This window comes from Ureibacillus sp. FSL K6-3587 (genome assembly GCF_038593165.1).
In the GTDB taxonomy this organism is placed as follows: Bacteria; Bacillota; Bacilli; order Bacillales_A; family Planococcaceae; genus Ureibacillus; species Ureibacillus suwonensis.
On record NZ_CP151969.1, the window covers coordinates 2884665 to 2900429 of the forward strand.

The following is a 15765-nucleotide window of genomic DNA, read 5'->3' on the forward strand; positions in this document are numbered from 1 at the left end:
ACAAAATAGAAAATATATAAAATATTATAGCTGTTGTAAAAATGAACCTTGAAAACTGAACACCGAAACGTTAATGATATAAATTTTCCAATTCGTTGACCCTCGTCGACGGATTGGATACGGACAAAAGTTTGAGCTAATCAAATTTTCTTTTATGGAGAGTTTGATCCTGGCTCAGGACGAACGCTGGCGGCGTGCCTAATACATGCAAGTCGAGCGGACCAATTAGAAAGCTTGCTTTTTGATTGGTTAGCGGCGGACGGGTGAGTAACACGTGGGTAACCTGCCCTATAGACCGGGATAACTCGCGGAAACGCGTGCTAATACCGGATAACACACCGAAGCGCATGCTTCGGGGTTGAAAGATGGTTCTGCTATCACTATAGGATGGGCCCGCGGCGCATTAGCTAGTTGGTGGGGTAACGGCCTACCAAGGCGACGATGCGTAGCCGACCTGAGAGGGTGATCGGCCACACTGGGACTGAGACACGGCCCAGACTCCTACGGGAGGCAGCAGTAGGGAATCTTCCACAATGGGCGAAAGCCTGATGGAGCAACGCCGCGTGAGCGAAGAAGGTCTTCGGATCGTAAAGCTCTGTTGTAAGGGAAGAACAAGCGCAGCAGTCACTGGCTGCGCCCTGACGGTACCTTACTAGAAAGCCACGGCTAACTACGTGCCAGCAGCCGCGGTAATACGTAGGTGGCAAGCGTTGTCCGGAATTATTGGGCGTAAAGCGCGCGCAGGCGGTCTCTTAAGTCTGATGTGAAAGCCCCCGGCTCAACCGGGGAGGGTCATTGGAAACTGGGAGACTTGAGTGCAGGAGAGGGAAGCGGAATTCCATGTGTAGCGGTGAAATGCGTAGAGATATGGAGGAACACCAGTGGCGAAGGCGGCTTCCTGGCCTGTAACTGACGCTGAGGCGCGAAAGCGTGGGGAGCAAACAGGATTAGATACCCTGGTAGTCCACGCCGTAAACGATGAGTGCTAGGTGTTAGGGGGTTTCCGCCCCTTAGTGCTGCAGCTAACGCATTAAGCACTCCGCCTGGGGAGTACGGTCGCAAGACTGAAACTCAAAGGAATTGACGGGGGCCCGCACAAGCGGTGGAGCATGTGGTTTAATTCGAAGCAACGCGAAGAACCTTACCAGGTCTTGACATCCCGCTGACCGCCATGGAGACATGGCCTTCCCTTCGGGGACAGCGGTGACAGGTGGTGCATGGTTGTCGTCAGCTCGTGTCGTGAGATGTTGGGTTAAGTCCCGCAACGAGCGCAACCCTTGTCCTTAGTTGCCATCATTCAGTTGGGCACTCTAAGGAGACTGCCGTACAAATACGGAGGAAGGTGGGGATGACGTCAAATCATCATGCCCCTTATGACCTGGGCTACACACGTGCTACAATGGGTGGTACAAAGGGCGGCAAACCCGCGAGGGGGAGCGAATCCCAAAAAGCCACTCTCAGTTCGGATTGCAGGCTGCAACTCGCCTGCATGAAGCCGGAATCGCTAGTAATCGCGGATCAGCATGCCGCGGTGAATACGTTCCCGGGCCTTGTACACACCGCCCGTCACACCACGAGAGTCTGTAACACCCGAAGTCGGTGAGGTAACCCTCCGGGAGCCAGCCGCCGAAGGTGGGACAGATGATTGGGGTGAAGTCGTAACAAGGTAGCCGTATCGGAAGGTGCGGCTGGATCACCTCCTTTCTAAGGATATAAACGGAAAACATTAACGTTTTGGGTTCAGTTTTGAAGGTTCATGCCTTCAATCAAGAGTTTTGTTCTTTGAAAACTGGATAAACGACATTGAAAGCAAGAAATTTACTGTAAAGTTCTTACGCTTTTCTGATAGAAAAGCAAACCATCAAGGGTTACGAGGCGCAAGCAAATCGTAAGCCGTAAGGTTAAGTTAGTAAGGGCGCACGGTGGATGCCTTGGCACTAGGAGCCGATGAAGGACGGGACTAACACCGATATGCTTCGGGGAGCTGTAAGTAAGCTTTGATCCGGAGATTTCCGAATGGGGCAACCCACTGCTCGTAATGGAGCAGTATCTTAACGTGAATTCATAGCGTTAAGAGGGCACACCCAGGGAACTGAAACATCTAAGTACCTGGAGGAGAAGAAAGAAACATCGATTCCCTGAGTAGCGGCGAGCGAAACGGGAACAGCCCAAACCAAGAGGCTTGCCTCTTGGGGTTGTAGGACACTCTATACGGAGTTACAAAAGGATGGGTTAGACGAACCGTTCTGGAAAGGACGGCCGTAGAAGGTAACAGCCCTGTAGTCGAAAATCCATCCTCTCCAGAGTGGATCCTGAGTACGGCGGAACACGTGAAATTCCGTCGGAATCCGGGAGGACCATCTCCCAAGGCTAAATACTCCCTAGTGACCGATAGTGAACCAGTACCGTGAGGGAAAGGTGAAAAGCACCCCGGGAGGGGAGTGAAAGAGAACCTGAAACCGTGTGCCTACAAGTAGTCAGAGCCCGTTAACGGGTGATGGCGTGCCTTTTGTAGAATGAACCGGCGAGTTACGATTACGTGCAAGGTTAAGTCGAGGAGACGGAGCCGCAGCGAAAGCGAGTCTGAATAGGGCGAAAGAGTACGTGGTCGTAGACCCGAAACCAGGTGATCTACCCATGTCCAGGGTGAAGGTGAGGTAACACTCACTGGAGGCCCGAACCCACGCACGTTGAAAAGTGCGGGGATGAGGTGTGGGTAGCGGAGAAATTCCAATCGAACTTGGAGATAGCTGGTTCTCTCCGAAATAGCTTTAGGGCTAGCCTCGCGTAACGAATACTGGAGGTAGAGCACTGTTTGGACTAGGGGCCCACCTCGGGTTACCGAATTCAGACAAACTCCGAATGCCAGCTATTTAGACGCGGGAGTCAGACTACGAGTGATAAGATCCGTGGTCAAGAGGGAAACAGCCCAGACCACCAGCTAAGGTCCCAAAGTAACCGTTAAGTGGAAAAGGATGTGGCGTTGCTTAGACAACCAGGATGTTGGCTTAGAAGCAGCCATCATTTAAAGAGTGCGTAATAGCTCACTGGTCGAGTGACGCTGCGCCGAAAATGTATCGGGGCTAAACGGTTCACCGAAGCTGTGGATTCGTGCTTCGCACGAGTGGTAGGAGAGCGTTCTAAGTGCGCAGAAGTCAGACCGGAAGGACTGGTGGAGCGCTTAGAAGTGAGAATGCCGGTATGAGTAGCGAAAGATGGGTGAGAATCCCATCCACCGAATGACTAAGGTTTCCTGAGGAAGGCTCGTCCGCTCAGGGTTAGTCGGGACCTAAGCCGAGGCCGAAAGGCGTAGGCGATGGACAACAGGTTGATATTCCTGTACCACCTCCCCGCCGTTTGAGCAATGGGGGGACGCAGGAGGATAGGGAAAGCACGCCGTTGGTCGCGCGTGTCCAAGCCGCAAGGCGGGGAAGTAGGCAAATCCGCTTCCCGTAACGCCAAGCGGTGATGGGGAGCCTCTTTGGAGGCGAAGTTCCTGATTTCACACTGCCAAGAAAAGCCTCTAGCGAGGCGGGAGGTGCCCGTACCGCAAACCGACACAGGTAGTCGAGGAGAGAATCCTAAGGTGAGCGAGAGAACTCTCGTTAAGGAACTCGGCAAAATGACCCCGTAACTTCGGGAGAAGGGGTGCTCATTGGGGTGCAAGCCCCGATGAGCCGCAGTGAATAGGCCCAGGCGACTGTTTATCAAAAACACAGGTCTCTGCAAAACCGCAAGGTGACGTATAGGGGCTGACGCCTGCCCGGTGCTGGAAGGTTAAGAGGAGGAGTTAGCGCAAGCGAAGCTCCGAATTGAAGCCCCAGTAAACGGCGGCCGTAACTATAACGGTCCTAAGGTAGCGAAATTCCTTGTCGGGTAAGTTCCGACCCGCACGAAAGGCGTAACGATCTGGGCACTGTCTCAACGAGAGACTCGGTGAAATTATAGTACCTGTGAAGATGCAGGTTACCCGCGACAGGACGGAAAGACCCCGTGGAGCTTTACTGTAACCTGATATTGAATTTCGGTGCAACTTGTACAGGATAGGTAGGAGCCGTAGAAGGGGGAGCGCCAGCTTCCCTGGAGGCGCCCTTGGGATACTACCCTGGTTGTACTGAAATTCTAACCCGCAAGCCTGATCGGCTTGGGAGACAGTGTCAGGTGGACAGTTTGACTGGGGCGGTCGCCTCCCAAAAGGTAACGGAGGCGCCCAAAGGTTCCCTCAGAATGGTTGGAAATCATTCGCAGAGTGTAAAGGCATAAGGGAGCTTGACTGCGAGACCTACAAGTCGAGCAGGGTCGAAAGACGGGCTTAGTGATCCGGTGGTTCCGCATGGAAGGGCCATCGCTCAACGGATAAAAGCTACCCCGGGGATAACAGGCTTATCTCCCCCAAGAGTCCACATCGACGGGGAGGTTTGGCACCTCGATGTCGGCTCATCGCATCCTGGGGCTGTAGTCGGTCCCAAGGGTTGGGCTGTTCGCCCATTAAAGCGGTACGCGAGCTGGGTTCAGAACGTCGTGAGACAGTTCGGTCCCTATCCGTCGTGGGCGCAGGAAATTTGAGAGGAGCTGTCCTTAGTACGAGAGGACCGGGATGGACACACCGCTGGTGTACCAGTTGTCTTGCCAAAGGCACAGCTGGGTAGCTATGTGTGGACGGGATAAGTGCTGAAAGCATCTAAGCATGAAGCCCCCCTCAAGATGAGATTTCCCATTGCATAAGCAAGTAAGATCCCTCAAAGACGATGAGGTAGATAGGTCCGAGGTGGAAGCACGGTGACGTGTGGAGCTGACGGATACTAATCGATCGAGGACTTAACCAAAAGAAAAGCTTTCAATGCCGTTATCCAGTTTTGAGAGAACAACCTCTCAACTAAATATGGTGAAGTGACGATGGCAAAGAGGTCACACCCGTTCCCATACCGAACACGGAAGTTAAGCTCTTTAGCGCCGATGGTAGTTGGGGGCTTCCCCCTGCGAGAGTAGGACGTCGCTTCGCAAGCAGAAACACCACGAAAGTGGTGTCAGCTTGTAGACAAAGTCCCTAACTAGTGGCCAAATCTACAGGCTTTTTTTGTATAATAGGGATAGAATTCTTGGTTAACGGGGGAAATTTAGGATGTTATCGAAGCGTACTGACAATAATCGAAATCAATTGGAAATGGTGGCTCTTGATCAATTGGTTCCAGAAGATCATTTGGTAAGGAAGATTGAACAAGCCATAGACTTTGATTTTATTTACGATCTTGTCAAAGATACCTATTGCCTAGATAACGGAAGGCCTAGTATTGATCCTGTTGTGCTCATTAAAATGGTCTTTGTGCAGTATTTATTTGGTATTCGATCCATGCGTCAAACGATCAAAGAAATTGAAACCAACGTGGCGTATCGATGGTTCTTAGGATATGGTTTCACAGAGAAAATTCCTCATTTTTCAACGTTCGGCAAGAATTATGTTCGTCGTTTTCAAGGTACTGATTTATTTGAACAGATTTTTTATCGTATTTTAAAAGAAGCGATGAATAAAGGATTAGTGGATGCATCTGTTGCCTTTATTGATTCAACACATGTCAAAGCGAGCGCCAATAAAAAGAAGTTCGATAAGAAAATTGTCCGGGCAGAAACAAAAAGCTATCAAGCGCAATTAGAGTTAGAGATTAACCAAGACCGTGAAAACCATGGAAAAAAGCCCTTTCCCCCGAAAGAGAATGAAGAAACCAAGGAAATAAAGGTCAGTACAACCGATCCTGATAGTGGCTATTACGTAAAAGATGAACGGGAAAAGATGTTTGCCTATTCTTTTCATACCGCCTGTGATGCAAAAGGCTTTGTCTTAGCTACCAAGGTAACGGGAGCGAATATTCATGATAGTCAGGTGTTTGGTCAATTACTCGAACAAGTCATCGAAAAAGTAGGCAAACCAACTGCAGTAGCCGTAGATGCCGGATACAAAACCCCAGCGAATGCGAAAAGTCTATTGGATAAAGAGATTCGTCCAGTCATGCCATATACAAGGCCTAGAACAAAGGACGGTTTCTTTAAAAAGTATGAATATGTATACGATGAGCATTATGATTGTTACATCTGCCCAAACAACCAAACTCTTGAATACCGAACAACAACAAGAGAAGGATATCGACAGTACGCTTCGAAACCGGAAATATGTAAAACGTGCCCATTTTTAGAAAAGTGTACCCAAAGTAAAGATCACACTAAATTTATTCATCGCCACATTTGGGAGCACTATGTGGAAGAAGTCGACCACTTAAGACATACAGAGATCAATAGAAATATATATGATAAGCGCAAAGAAACGATTGAACGGGTCTTTGCCGATGGAAAAGAGAAGCATGGCATGCGATGGACAACTCTACGAGGATTGGAAAAATTGTCCATGCAGGCGATGCTTACTTTCGTTGCCATGAACTTAAAGAAAATGGCAAACTGGACATGGAAAAGACCATGTCCAGCCTAAATAAGACAAGAATCTTAGAAAATGATGAGCAAAAAAAGACAAACCCCTACTCAAATGAAGCATTTGAGTTGGGGTTTGTCGACAGTCTGACACCACGAAAGTGGTGTTTTTTTATTGCCCAAAATAAGCCCCCAACTACCAAAGACCGGAGGTCAGCTCGGCGCGATACAGAAGCAGGAACCAAAAAGTGAAGCGGCAAACCGATTAGAAGCAGACGAGAAGCACGGGGACCAAGAAGATCAAGGAAGCGAGGAACCGGAGCGCAAGCGTCGGGTACGTGAGCACCGGACCGCCGAAGCTGACGCAGAGTAGCCGGTCAACGTGCTTCGGAGTTCGCGCCGATGGTAGTTGGGGGGCCCTCCGCGAGAGTAGGACATCGTTAATGGCTTTTTCATGTTGATATTTAATTTCCATACTGATAAAGACCGAAAGTCTATTCATTTCTTGATAAGGAGACAGAAATCGATTTTATTCAATATTGATATTTTGAGGATACAAAAGTTTTTTCTATGTCTTATTAATTAAAACTAAAATTCCTTACATCCGAAGACAGAAAGTCTTTCTTGATAACAATAGAATATTTAGAAGATATATAATCTTTAAATCTGCCCTCCCTTTTTGGCAAAGCTTATATCAATTGGATTATGATTTTTCCAAAGAAAAATAATATAACCCCAAAATATATTCCCTAAATCCCCAAGATGAAATAAAATAAGTATCAGGTTTTGTAAAGGAAGCACTATTAATTTTAAGAAGGCTTGAAATGCCCGTAAATTTTTGCAAAATATCCAAACCGTTCAACTAATACTGAGGCGGAAATGCTTCAATTGGCGAAACCTTGCTAAGATTTAGATGTTCCTGTTTATGAGGCAATGAAGCAAGGTAAAATAGAAATATAAAAAATACATAGGAGAGAGAATATGATTTCATTAATCGTAGCCCACGACAACAATCGAGTAATCGGTTATAAAAATCAGATGCCATGGCATTTGCCAGGAGATTTAAAATATTTCAAGGAAACGACGATGGGAAAACCCCTCATCATGGGCAGAAAAACCTTCGAATCCATTGGACGTCCTCTGCCTGGGAGAAGAAATATCGTCATCACCAAAAACAAAGATTACCATCATGAAGGGATTGAAGTGGCATCCAGTTTCGAGGAAGCCTTGAAACTGGCAGGCGATGCCGAAGAAATTATGGTGATTGGTGGCGAACAAATATTTAAATTGGCGCTTCCAATGGCTGACCGGTTATATATCACGCATATCGACCATGCATTTGAAGGGGACACATACTTCCCGGAATACGGGGAGGAATGGAAAGCGGTGTCAGCCAGCGAAGTTTATAAGGCAACAGAAGGATTTACGTATCAATACGTCGTTTATGAGAGAAAAAGATAATTTTAAAATGTCTTTGGATAAGCAATGTTAGTTCATTTTCTACTGGAACTCTATCAATCATCCGTCCAAAAAAATACGCCCATCGGCCAACTGGAATGAAATTATTTTCCGGTTGGCCGTTTTTTTTATTTTGTAAGTAAAAAATTCTTTATTATAACGACAAAAATAAGGTAATATGTATAAAAGAGAAAATAATGCATTGAACGCATTAAAATTTTCACTTTTCGAGATAGCGTATTGAAATGTTAAAATCTATTTTTTCGATGAAACATTAGTATAAAAATAGTTTTTCCCACATATAAAAGAATGGATACGCTATTTGCTTGAAAGGAAAAGGAGGCGTTGCAGCATGTCAAAGGTATTTACATCCTTCGATGAAGCCATTGCAGAATTGAAGGATGGGGATACGATCATCGTCGGCGGTTTCGGTTTATGCGGTATCCCTGAAAAAGCGATCGATGCGATTTTGCGAAAAGGGACAAAAAATTTAACGGTTGTCAGCAACAACTGCGGCGTAGATGATTGGGGATTAGGCTTGCTACTAGCCAACAAACAGATTTCAAAAATCATCGCATCCTATGTAGGTGAGAACAAAACTTTTGAACAGCAGTTTTTAAATGGTGAAATCGAGGTCGAACTGACACCTCAAGGAACGCTCGCTGAGAGAATCCGGGCAGGCGGCGCAGGAATTCCGGCATTCTATACGGCAACCGGTGTCGGAACGCCAATTGCGGAAGGAAAGCCGACAAAAGTATTCGATGGGAAAACATACATTGAGGAAAGGGCCATCGTTGGCGATTTCGCTTTTGTAAAGGCATGGAAAGGCGATAAATTAGGAAACCTCGTTTATCGAAAAACGGCAAGAAACTTTAATCCGTTGGCTGCGATGGCAGGAAAAATCACCATTGCCGAAGTGGAAGAGCTGGTTGAAGTGGGTGAATTGGATCCGGATCAAATCCATACGCCAAGCATCTACGTTCAACGCATCCTGGTTGGCGATCATTACGAAAAACGGATCGAGAGAAAGACGACGCGCATAAGAGAGGAGGTTCAACAAGGATGACGCTCACGACCAGAGAGAAAATCGTCAAGCGGGCCGTAAAGGAAATCAAAGACGGCATGTATGTCAATTTGGGAATCGGCATGCCAACGCTCGTTGCCAATGAAATCCCAAAAAATTATCAAGTGTTGTTGCAGTCCGAAAACGGGTTGCTGGGAATCGGGCCATATCCGACGGAAGAAGAAGTGGATGCGGATTTGATCAATGCCGGCAAAGAGACGGTAACGGCAGTGAAAGGAGCCGTATTTTTTGACAGTGCAGAATCCTTTGCCATGATTCGTGGAGGACATATCGATTTGGCCATTTTAGGCGGAATGGAAGTTTCTGAAAAAGGCGATTTGGCCAACTGGATGATCCCGGGAAAAATGGTCAAAGGCATGGGTGGCGCGATGGATTTGGTTCAAGGAGCGAAACGCGTCGTTGTCATTATGGAGCATTTATCGAAAAAAGGGGAGCCGAAAGTTCGGAAAGAGTGCACGTTGCCTCTGACAGGACAGGGCGTGGTTGACCGCTTGATCACAGAATTGGCTGTGTTTGATTTTACAGAAGATGGAATGGTCTTAATAGAAAAATCAAAGGATATCACATTGGAAGAATTAAAAAGCAAAACAGAAGCGGATTATAGCATTTCGCCGAATTTAATAGAATGGTAAAAATTTCATACTCAAAAATTATTTGATTTATGTCATAAAATGCTAGAAAAATAAATATATTTCTACTAACGTCCAATTATGTTTAATGCGTGATACCGAAAGGCGGTAAAAAATGAAAAAACCATTGAAAGAACGGATCCTGGAAACATCGCTGCACTTATTTCAGCAACATGGTTATCACGGAGTCACCGTCGACAAAATCGTGTCGGAAGCAGGCACGTCCAAAGGCGGTTTTTATCACAATTACAAATCCAAAGATGAACTTTTATATGAAATCCATGATGTCTTTATATCCTATGTGATTGAAAAAGCGGAACATTCCTACGCTGAAAATCAAACGCCCATCTCAAGACTTGCGGCAATTTTGCACTCATTCATCAAGGTGTTCGACATGTATAAGCCTTACATCACCGTATTTTATGAAGAAAGCAACTATTTGAATGATGAATTTAAGCAAATCATTAACGAGAAAAGGGACCGCTACCGGAAATTGCTTGAAAAGGTCATCGCCGAAGGGCAGGAAAGCGGCGACTTCCGCAAAGAATTGCCGGCCAACATTGTTACGATGGCGATGATTGGAATGGTCAATTGGACATACAAATGGTTCAAGCAGGACGGTCCGCTGACAATGGAAGAAATTACAGCCATTTTCAAAGATATGATTATTCGCTCCATCGTGACAGAGCAAGGTTTACAAGAGGCGGAACAATTGGGGCAGTTACTGGCACCTGTTGGTCAAAAACAAACCGACTAGTCGGTTTTTATGATAGGGGGAAATGTTCATGAATTTTGAACTAACAAAGGAACAATTGATGATTCAAGAAATGGTAAGAGATTTTGCAGAACAGGAAATTAAACCTTATGCAAGAGAACATGATGAAAACTCCACATTCCCAATCGAAACGTTCAAAAAAATGGGGGAGCTTGGACTTCTGGGGATTCCGTTTCCTGAAGAATACGGAGGTTCAGGTGGAGATACGATTTCCTATGTCATTGCCGTCGAAGAAATCGGAAAAGCCTGTGGCGGCACTGGGCTCAGCTATGCAGCGGCCATCAGTTTGGGCGCTTCGCCAATCTATTATTTCGGAACAGAGGAGCAAAAACAGAAATGGCTCGTTCCGATGGCCAAAGGAGAAGCTCTCGGTTCATTCGGGTTGACAGAGCCGAATGCAGGTTCAGACGCCGGTGGAACAAGAACAAAAGCTGAACTGGTGGGCGATGAATACATCATCAACGGCGAAAAATGTTTCATTACAAATGCCGGATACGCAAGACAAGTGATTGTAACCGCGGTTACCGGAGAAAGGGAAGACGGAAAGAAAATCATCACGTCCTTCATCGTTCCGACTGATGCTGAAGGGGTAATCATCCGTTGCGATTACGACAAAATGGGGGTACGTGCTTCCAACACTTGTGAAATTGTTTTGGAAAATGTCCGCGTGCCAAAAGAAAATGTATTGGGCGACCCGAAACGTGGATACAGCCAGTTCCTGAAAACGTTGGACGGCGGACGGATTTCCATCGCCGCCTTATCGGTAGGGATTGCGCAAGCCGCTTATGAAAAAGCGTTGAAATATGCAAAAGAAAGATATCAGTTTGGACAACCGATTTCCAAATTCCAGGCTATTCAGTTCAAATTGGCTGATATGGCCATGGAAATAGAATTGGCCCGCAACATGGTATATAAAGCTGCGTGGCTGAAAGACAACAATAAACCTTTCGGAAAGGAGGCGGCATTTGCGAAACTTTTCGCATCGGAAATGGGCTTCAGAGTATGTAATCAGGCCATTCAAATTCATGGCGGTTACGGTTACATGAAAGAGTACGATGTGGAAAGACATTTACGGGACATCAAACTGATGGAGATTGGTGAAGGTACTTCCGAAGTTCAACGCCTTGTGATTTCAAGATTAATTGGGTGCTAATAAGGATATAAAGGAGGAATGGAATGGCTGATCTCGTTTATAAAACTATCGGTCAATTATTGGAGGAGCAAGCGGAAAAATATCCAAACAAGGAAGCGGTAGTCTATTCCGACCGCAATTTGAGGCTGACATACCAGGAATTTAATGCGTGGTCCGATCAAGTGGCGAAAGCATTGATGGCTCTTGGCATCCAAAAGGGAGACCATATCGCCGTTTGGACAACGAATGTGCCTGAATGGGTGGCACTTCAATTTGCCACTGGAAAAATGGGGGCACCGCTCGTGACAGTGAATACGAACTACCGTACTGCGGAATTGGAATATTTATTGAAACAATCCGATTCCCAAACACTGATCCTGATTGAACAATACAAAGACCATCGCTTCATCGATACAGTATACGAAATCTGCCCAGAGTTAAAAACATGTAAACCTGGCGAACTGAAATCAAAACGGTTGCCGATGTTAAAAAATGTCATCATTATCAGCGAAAAACAATTCGATGGCGTTTACAACTGGAATGATGTCATTAAATTGGCGGAACAAGTATCGGATGAAGAATTGGATAAAAGAAAAGCTGCACTTCATTATGATGATGTCATCAACTTGCAGTACACTTCCGGAACAACAGGCTTTCCGAAAGGCGTCATGTTGACACACTACAACATCGTCAACAATGCTATCAACATTGCCGAATGCATGAAATTGACGCATGAAGACCGCCTATGCATCCCTGTTCCATTCTTCCACTGTTTCGGATGTGTGATTGGTACGATGGCCATCGTTTCTGCCGGCGGTACAATGGTGCCGATTCAGGAATACAACCCGGTGGAAGTATTAAAAACGGTGGAAAAAGAAAAATGTACAGCTCTTCATGGCGTACCGACCATGTTCATCAGCGAATTGAACTTGCCGAATTTTGATGAATTCGATTTATCCACTTTGCGTACCGGAGTCATGGCCGGTTCCAACTGTCCGGAAGAGCTCATGAAATCCGTCATCCAAAAAATGAATATGAAAGATATTACGATTTGCTACGGACAGACGGAATCTTCCCCGGTGATTACGCAAACGCGCACAGATGATCCGTTTGAGTTGAAAGTGGGATCTGTTGGCCGCGCTTTGCCGAACGTGGAAGTGAAAATCATCGATCCGACAACAGGAAAAGAAGTGCCGCCAAATACACAAGGCGAACTTTGCACGCGTGGTTACCACGTGATGAAAGGATATTATAAAAATCCGGAAGCGACAAGCGAAGCCATTGATGAAGACAATTGGCTGCACACCGGAGATTTGGCCACGATGGATGAAAACGGCTATGTCCGTATTACAGGCCGCCTGAAAGATATGATCATCCGTGGAGGGGAAAACATTTATCCGCGGGAGATCGAGGAATTCCTATATAAAAATCCAAAAATCTATGATGTGCAGATAGTTGGCGTGCCTGATGAAAAATACGGGGAAGAAGTGGCTGCTTTCATCATCTTGAAACAAGGCGAAACGGCAACCGCCGAAGAAATTCGCGAGTTCTGCGAAGGGAAGATTTCAAAACACAAAATCCCGAGATATATCTTCTTTGTGGATCAATATCCAATGACAGCATCCGGTAAAATTCAGAAGTTCAAATTGAGGGAGCAATTCACTGCAAAACTGGTTCATTGATGAATGCAATCGGCGTTCTTTTGAGCGATTGCAAAACTTGTACAAAAAAAGCACTAAAGGTATGGGAAGGAGTAGTATGCCGATGTTTAAGAAAATTTTAATCGCAAACCGCGGAGAAATTGCTAGAAGAGTGATTCGTACCTGCAAAAAATTGAACATTCAAACGGTTGCAGTGTATTCGGAGGCGGACCGGGATGCCATTTTCGTAAGAGAAGCGGATGAAGCCTATGAAATCGGTAAACCTCCCGTTGCCTTAAGCTACTTAAATATTGAAAAAATCATAGAAGTGGCGAAAAAGGCGAATGTTGATGCCATTCATCCAGGCTACGGCTTGCTTTCTGAAAATCCGAATTTTGCCAAACGCTGCGAGGAAGAGGGCATTGTCTTCATTGGACCAAAACATGAAGTCATTGCCGCAATGGGAAGCAAGCTGGAAGCGAGAATCAAGATGAAGGAAGCGGGAGTGCCGATCATCGAGGGCGGCAATGTGGCAATCGAAAGCGTGGAAGAAGCGATCAAAGTGGCAGAGGAAATCGGTTATCCGTTAATGTTGAAAGCTTCTAGCGGCGGCGGTGGCATCGGCATGCAGCGAATCCATAACCAGGAAGAACTTGCAAAAGCCTTTGAGGGCAATAAAAAGCGGGCACAATCCTACTTTGGCGACGGAACGATGTATATCGAAAAATACATCGAAAATCCGCACCATGTGGAAGTTCAAATTATAGCCGATGTTCATGGGAACGTCGTGCCGCTTTTTGAACGGGAATGTTCCATCCAGCGTCGCAATCAAAAAGTCATTGAAGAAGCCCCGTCCCCAACCCTTTCTGAAACGACTCGTGAAAAGATGCTGGAGGCGGCCGTTCGGGCGGCACAATATATCGGCTATACCAATGCAGGAACCATTGAGTTTCTGGTGGATGAGAAAGAGAATTTCTATTTCTTGGAAATGAATACCCGCTTGCAAGTGGAGCACCCGGTGACGGAAGAAATCACCGGCGTGGATCTGGTTGAACAGCAAATCCGCATTGCCCAAGGACTTCCGTTAGAAATTTCCCGCGATTCTTTACAAATCAAAGGGCATGCGATTGAAGCGCGAATCTATGCGGAAGATCCGGTTACATTTTATCCTTCTCCAGGAGCGATTTCGGTTTTGGAATTGCCTGAAGGGGAAGGCATCCGCAATGACTGCGCCGTCGAGTCAGGTTCCAATGTGACCCCGTTCTATGATCCGATGATTGGAAAGCTGATTTGCTACGGCGAAACGCGGGAACAGGCATGCAAACGTTTAGTGAAGGCATTAAAACAGTACAAAGTGGAAGGAATCAAAACCAATATTCCGATGTTATTAAAAATTGCCAGCCACAAAGAATTTATTAAAGGCAATATTACAACAAGTTTTGTAGATGAATATTATTTACCCGAAGTCCAAGTGACAAAGTAATGGAAATGAAGCAATTTGAAGTGGAAAGAGAATAGGGGCGTTTGGGACGCAGGGTGTGGATTTGGTAGTGCCTTATGCGGGATGTGCACGAGCGGTGGTGTTATCCGAGCGAATGAAGGTGCTATCCGCACGAAAAGGATGGCCATCCGCACAAAACAAGGTGGCAAACGCACAAAAAAGATGGTCATCCGCACAAAACAAGGTGGCAAACGCACAAAAAAGATGGCCATCCGCACAAAACAAGGTGGCAAACGCACAAAAAGGATGGCCATCCGCACAAAACAAGGTGGCAAACGCACAAAAAGGATGGCCATCCGCACAAAACAAGGTGGCAAACGCACAAAAAAGATGGCCATCCGCACAAAACAAGGTGGCAAACGCACAAAAAAGATGGCCATCCGCACAAAACAAGGTGGCAAACGCACAAAAAAGATGGCCATCCGCACAAAACAAGGTGGCAAACGCACAAAAAAGATGGCCATCCGCACAAAACAAGGTGGCAAACGCACAAAAAGGATGGCCATCCGCACAAAACAAGGTGGCAAACGCACAAAAAGGATGGCCATCCGCACAAAACAAGGTGGCAAACGCACAAAAAGGATGGCCATCCGCACAAAACAAGGTGGCAAACGCACAAAAAGGATGGCCATCCGCACAAAACAAGGTGGCAAACGCACAAAAAAGATGGCCATCCGCACAAAACAAGGTGGCAAACGCACAAAAAAGATGGCCATCCGCACAAAACAAGGTGGCAAACGCACAAAAAGGATGGCCATCTGCACAAAACGAGGATGTATCCGCACCAAATGGATACTTATCCGCACAAAACGGGCAAACATCCGCACCAATTGAACAAACAGCCCAACACCCACATCCATCAACGCCCTATCCCTTTCCCTAAAGAATAGAAAAATTGGAGGTTGATGATAATGGCAACATTAGTAAAAGCAAATATGGCAGGAACAGTTTGGAAAATCGTCGTATCAGAAGGTGAACAAGTACAAGAAGGACAAGATGTTGTAATCTTGGAATCCATGAAAATGGAAATTCCGATTGCAGCGGAAGCAAATGGGGTTGTGAAGAAAATCTTTGTGCAAGAAGGCGATTTTATCAACGTGGATGATGACATTTTAGAAATCGAATAGGG

General features: G+C 46.2%; 10 protein-coding genes and 3 rRNA genes. All 13 read left to right on the top strand.

Annotated elements, in window-relative coordinates:
- Window positions 1-151 precede the first annotated feature (151 nt).
- Window positions 152-1704 (top strand): 16S ribosomal RNA (locus NSS77_RS14245).
- A gap of 195 nt (window positions 1705-1899) precedes the next feature.
- Window positions 1900-4826: ribosomal RNA gene (locus NSS77_RS14250) — 23S ribosomal RNA — on the top strand.
- Window positions 4827-4886: 60 nt separating this feature from the next.
- Window positions 4887-5002, top strand: a 5S ribosomal RNA gene (gene rrf, locus NSS77_RS14255).
- Together the 16S, 23S and 5S rRNA genes form the textbook arrangement of a ribosomal RNA operon.
- Before the next feature lie 120 nt (window positions 5003-5122).
- Window positions 5123-6478, top strand: a complete 1356-nt coding sequence (locus NSS77_RS14260) for an IS1182 family transposase (protein ID WP_342469328.1) — start codon at window positions 5123-5125, stop codon at window positions 6476-6478.
- A gap of 920 nt (window positions 6479-7398) precedes the next feature.
- The gene (folA, locus tag NSS77_RS14265) at window positions 7399-7878 is read left to right on the top strand and encodes a type 3 dihydrofolate reductase (protein ID WP_342469329.1); all 480 of its coding nucleotides are present in this window, start codon (window positions 7399-7401) and stop codon (window positions 7876-7878) included.
- A gap of 349 nt (window positions 7879-8227) precedes the next feature.
- The gene (locus NSS77_RS14270; RefSeq protein ID WP_342469330.1) at window positions 8228-8941 is read left to right on the top strand and encodes a CoA transferase subunit A; all 714 of its coding nucleotides are present in this window, start codon (window positions 8228-8230) and stop codon (window positions 8939-8941) included.
- Entirely contained in the window at window positions 8938-9591 is a 654-nt protein-coding gene (locus tag NSS77_RS14275; RefSeq protein ID WP_342469331.1) for a CoA transferase subunit B, read from the top strand. The genes NSS77_RS14270 and NSS77_RS14275 overlap by 4 nt, the downstream gene beginning before the upstream one ends.
- Before the next feature lie 112 nt (window positions 9592-9703).
- Window positions 9704-10345 carry a TetR/AcrR family transcriptional regulator gene (locus NSS77_RS14280; protein ID WP_342469332.1) on the top strand — a complete coding sequence of 214 codons (642 nt, stop codon included), beginning with the start codon at window positions 9704-9706 and terminating at the stop codon, window positions 10343-10345.
- Window positions 10346-10373: 28 nt separating this feature from the next.
- The gene (locus NSS77_RS14285) at window positions 10374-11516 is read left to right on the top strand and encodes an acyl-CoA dehydrogenase (protein WP_342469333.1); all 1143 of its coding nucleotides are present in this window, start codon (window positions 10374-10376) and stop codon (window positions 11514-11516) included.
- A 23-nt stretch (window positions 11517-11539) separates the two neighbouring features.
- Complete coding sequence (locus NSS77_RS14290; RefSeq protein WP_342469334.1) at window positions 11540-13177, top strand: AMP-binding protein; 1638 nt, start codon at window positions 11540-11542, stop codon at window positions 13175-13177.
- Window positions 13178-13259: 82 nt separating this feature from the next.
- Window positions 13260-14618 (top strand): acetyl-CoA carboxylase biotin carboxylase subunit, encoded by a 1359-nt coding sequence (locus NSS77_RS14295; RefSeq protein WP_342469335.1) that lies wholly within the window; start codon window positions 13260-13262, stop codon window positions 14616-14618.
- A gap of 15 nt (window positions 14619-14633) precedes the next feature.
- Window positions 14634-15470 carry a hypothetical protein gene (locus NSS77_RS14300; RefSeq protein ID WP_342469336.1) on the top strand — a complete coding sequence of 279 codons (837 nt, stop codon included), beginning with the start codon at window positions 14634-14636 and terminating at the stop codon, window positions 15468-15470.
- A 77-nt stretch (window positions 15471-15547) separates the two neighbouring features.
- On the top strand, window positions 15548-15763 hold the full coding sequence (locus NSS77_RS14305) for an acetyl-CoA carboxylase biotin carboxyl carrier protein subunit (protein ID WP_342469337.1): 216 nt from the start codon (window positions 15548-15550) through the stop codon (window positions 15761-15763).
- The last annotated feature ends 2 nt before the right edge of the window (window positions 15764-15765 follow it).

Coding starts and splice junctions, on each gene's coding strand:
- NSS77_RS14285 (WP_342469333.1), top strand. CDS start 10,374: ATGAATTTTGAACTAACAAAGGAACAATTGATGATTCAAGAAATGGTA.
- NSS77_RS14295 (WP_342469335.1), top strand. CDS start 13,260: ATGTTTAAGAAAATTTTAATCGCAAACCGCGGAGAAATTGCTAGAAGA.
- NSS77_RS14260 (WP_342469328.1), top strand. CDS start 5,123: ATGTTATCGAAGCGTACTGACAATAATCGAAATCAATTGGAAATGGTG.
- NSS77_RS14275 (WP_342469331.1), top strand. CDS start 8,938: ATGACGCTCACGACCAGAGAGAAAATCGTCAAGCGGGCCGTAAAGGAA.
- NSS77_RS14290 (WP_342469334.1), top strand. CDS start 11,540: ATGGCTGATCTCGTTTATAAAACTATCGGTCAATTATTGGAGGAGCAA.
- folA (WP_342469329.1), top strand. CDS start 7,399: ATGATTTCATTAATCGTAGCCCACGACAACAATCGAGTAATCGGTTAT.
- NSS77_RS14270 (WP_342469330.1), top strand. CDS start 8,228: ATGTCAAAGGTATTTACATCCTTCGATGAAGCCATTGCAGAATTGAAG.
- NSS77_RS14280 (WP_342469332.1), top strand. CDS start 9,704: ATGAAAAAACCATTGAAAGAACGGATCCTGGAAACATCGCTGCACTTA.
- NSS77_RS14305 (WP_342469337.1), top strand. CDS start 15,548: ATGGCAACATTAGTAAAAGCAAATATGGCAGGAACAGTTTGGAAAATC.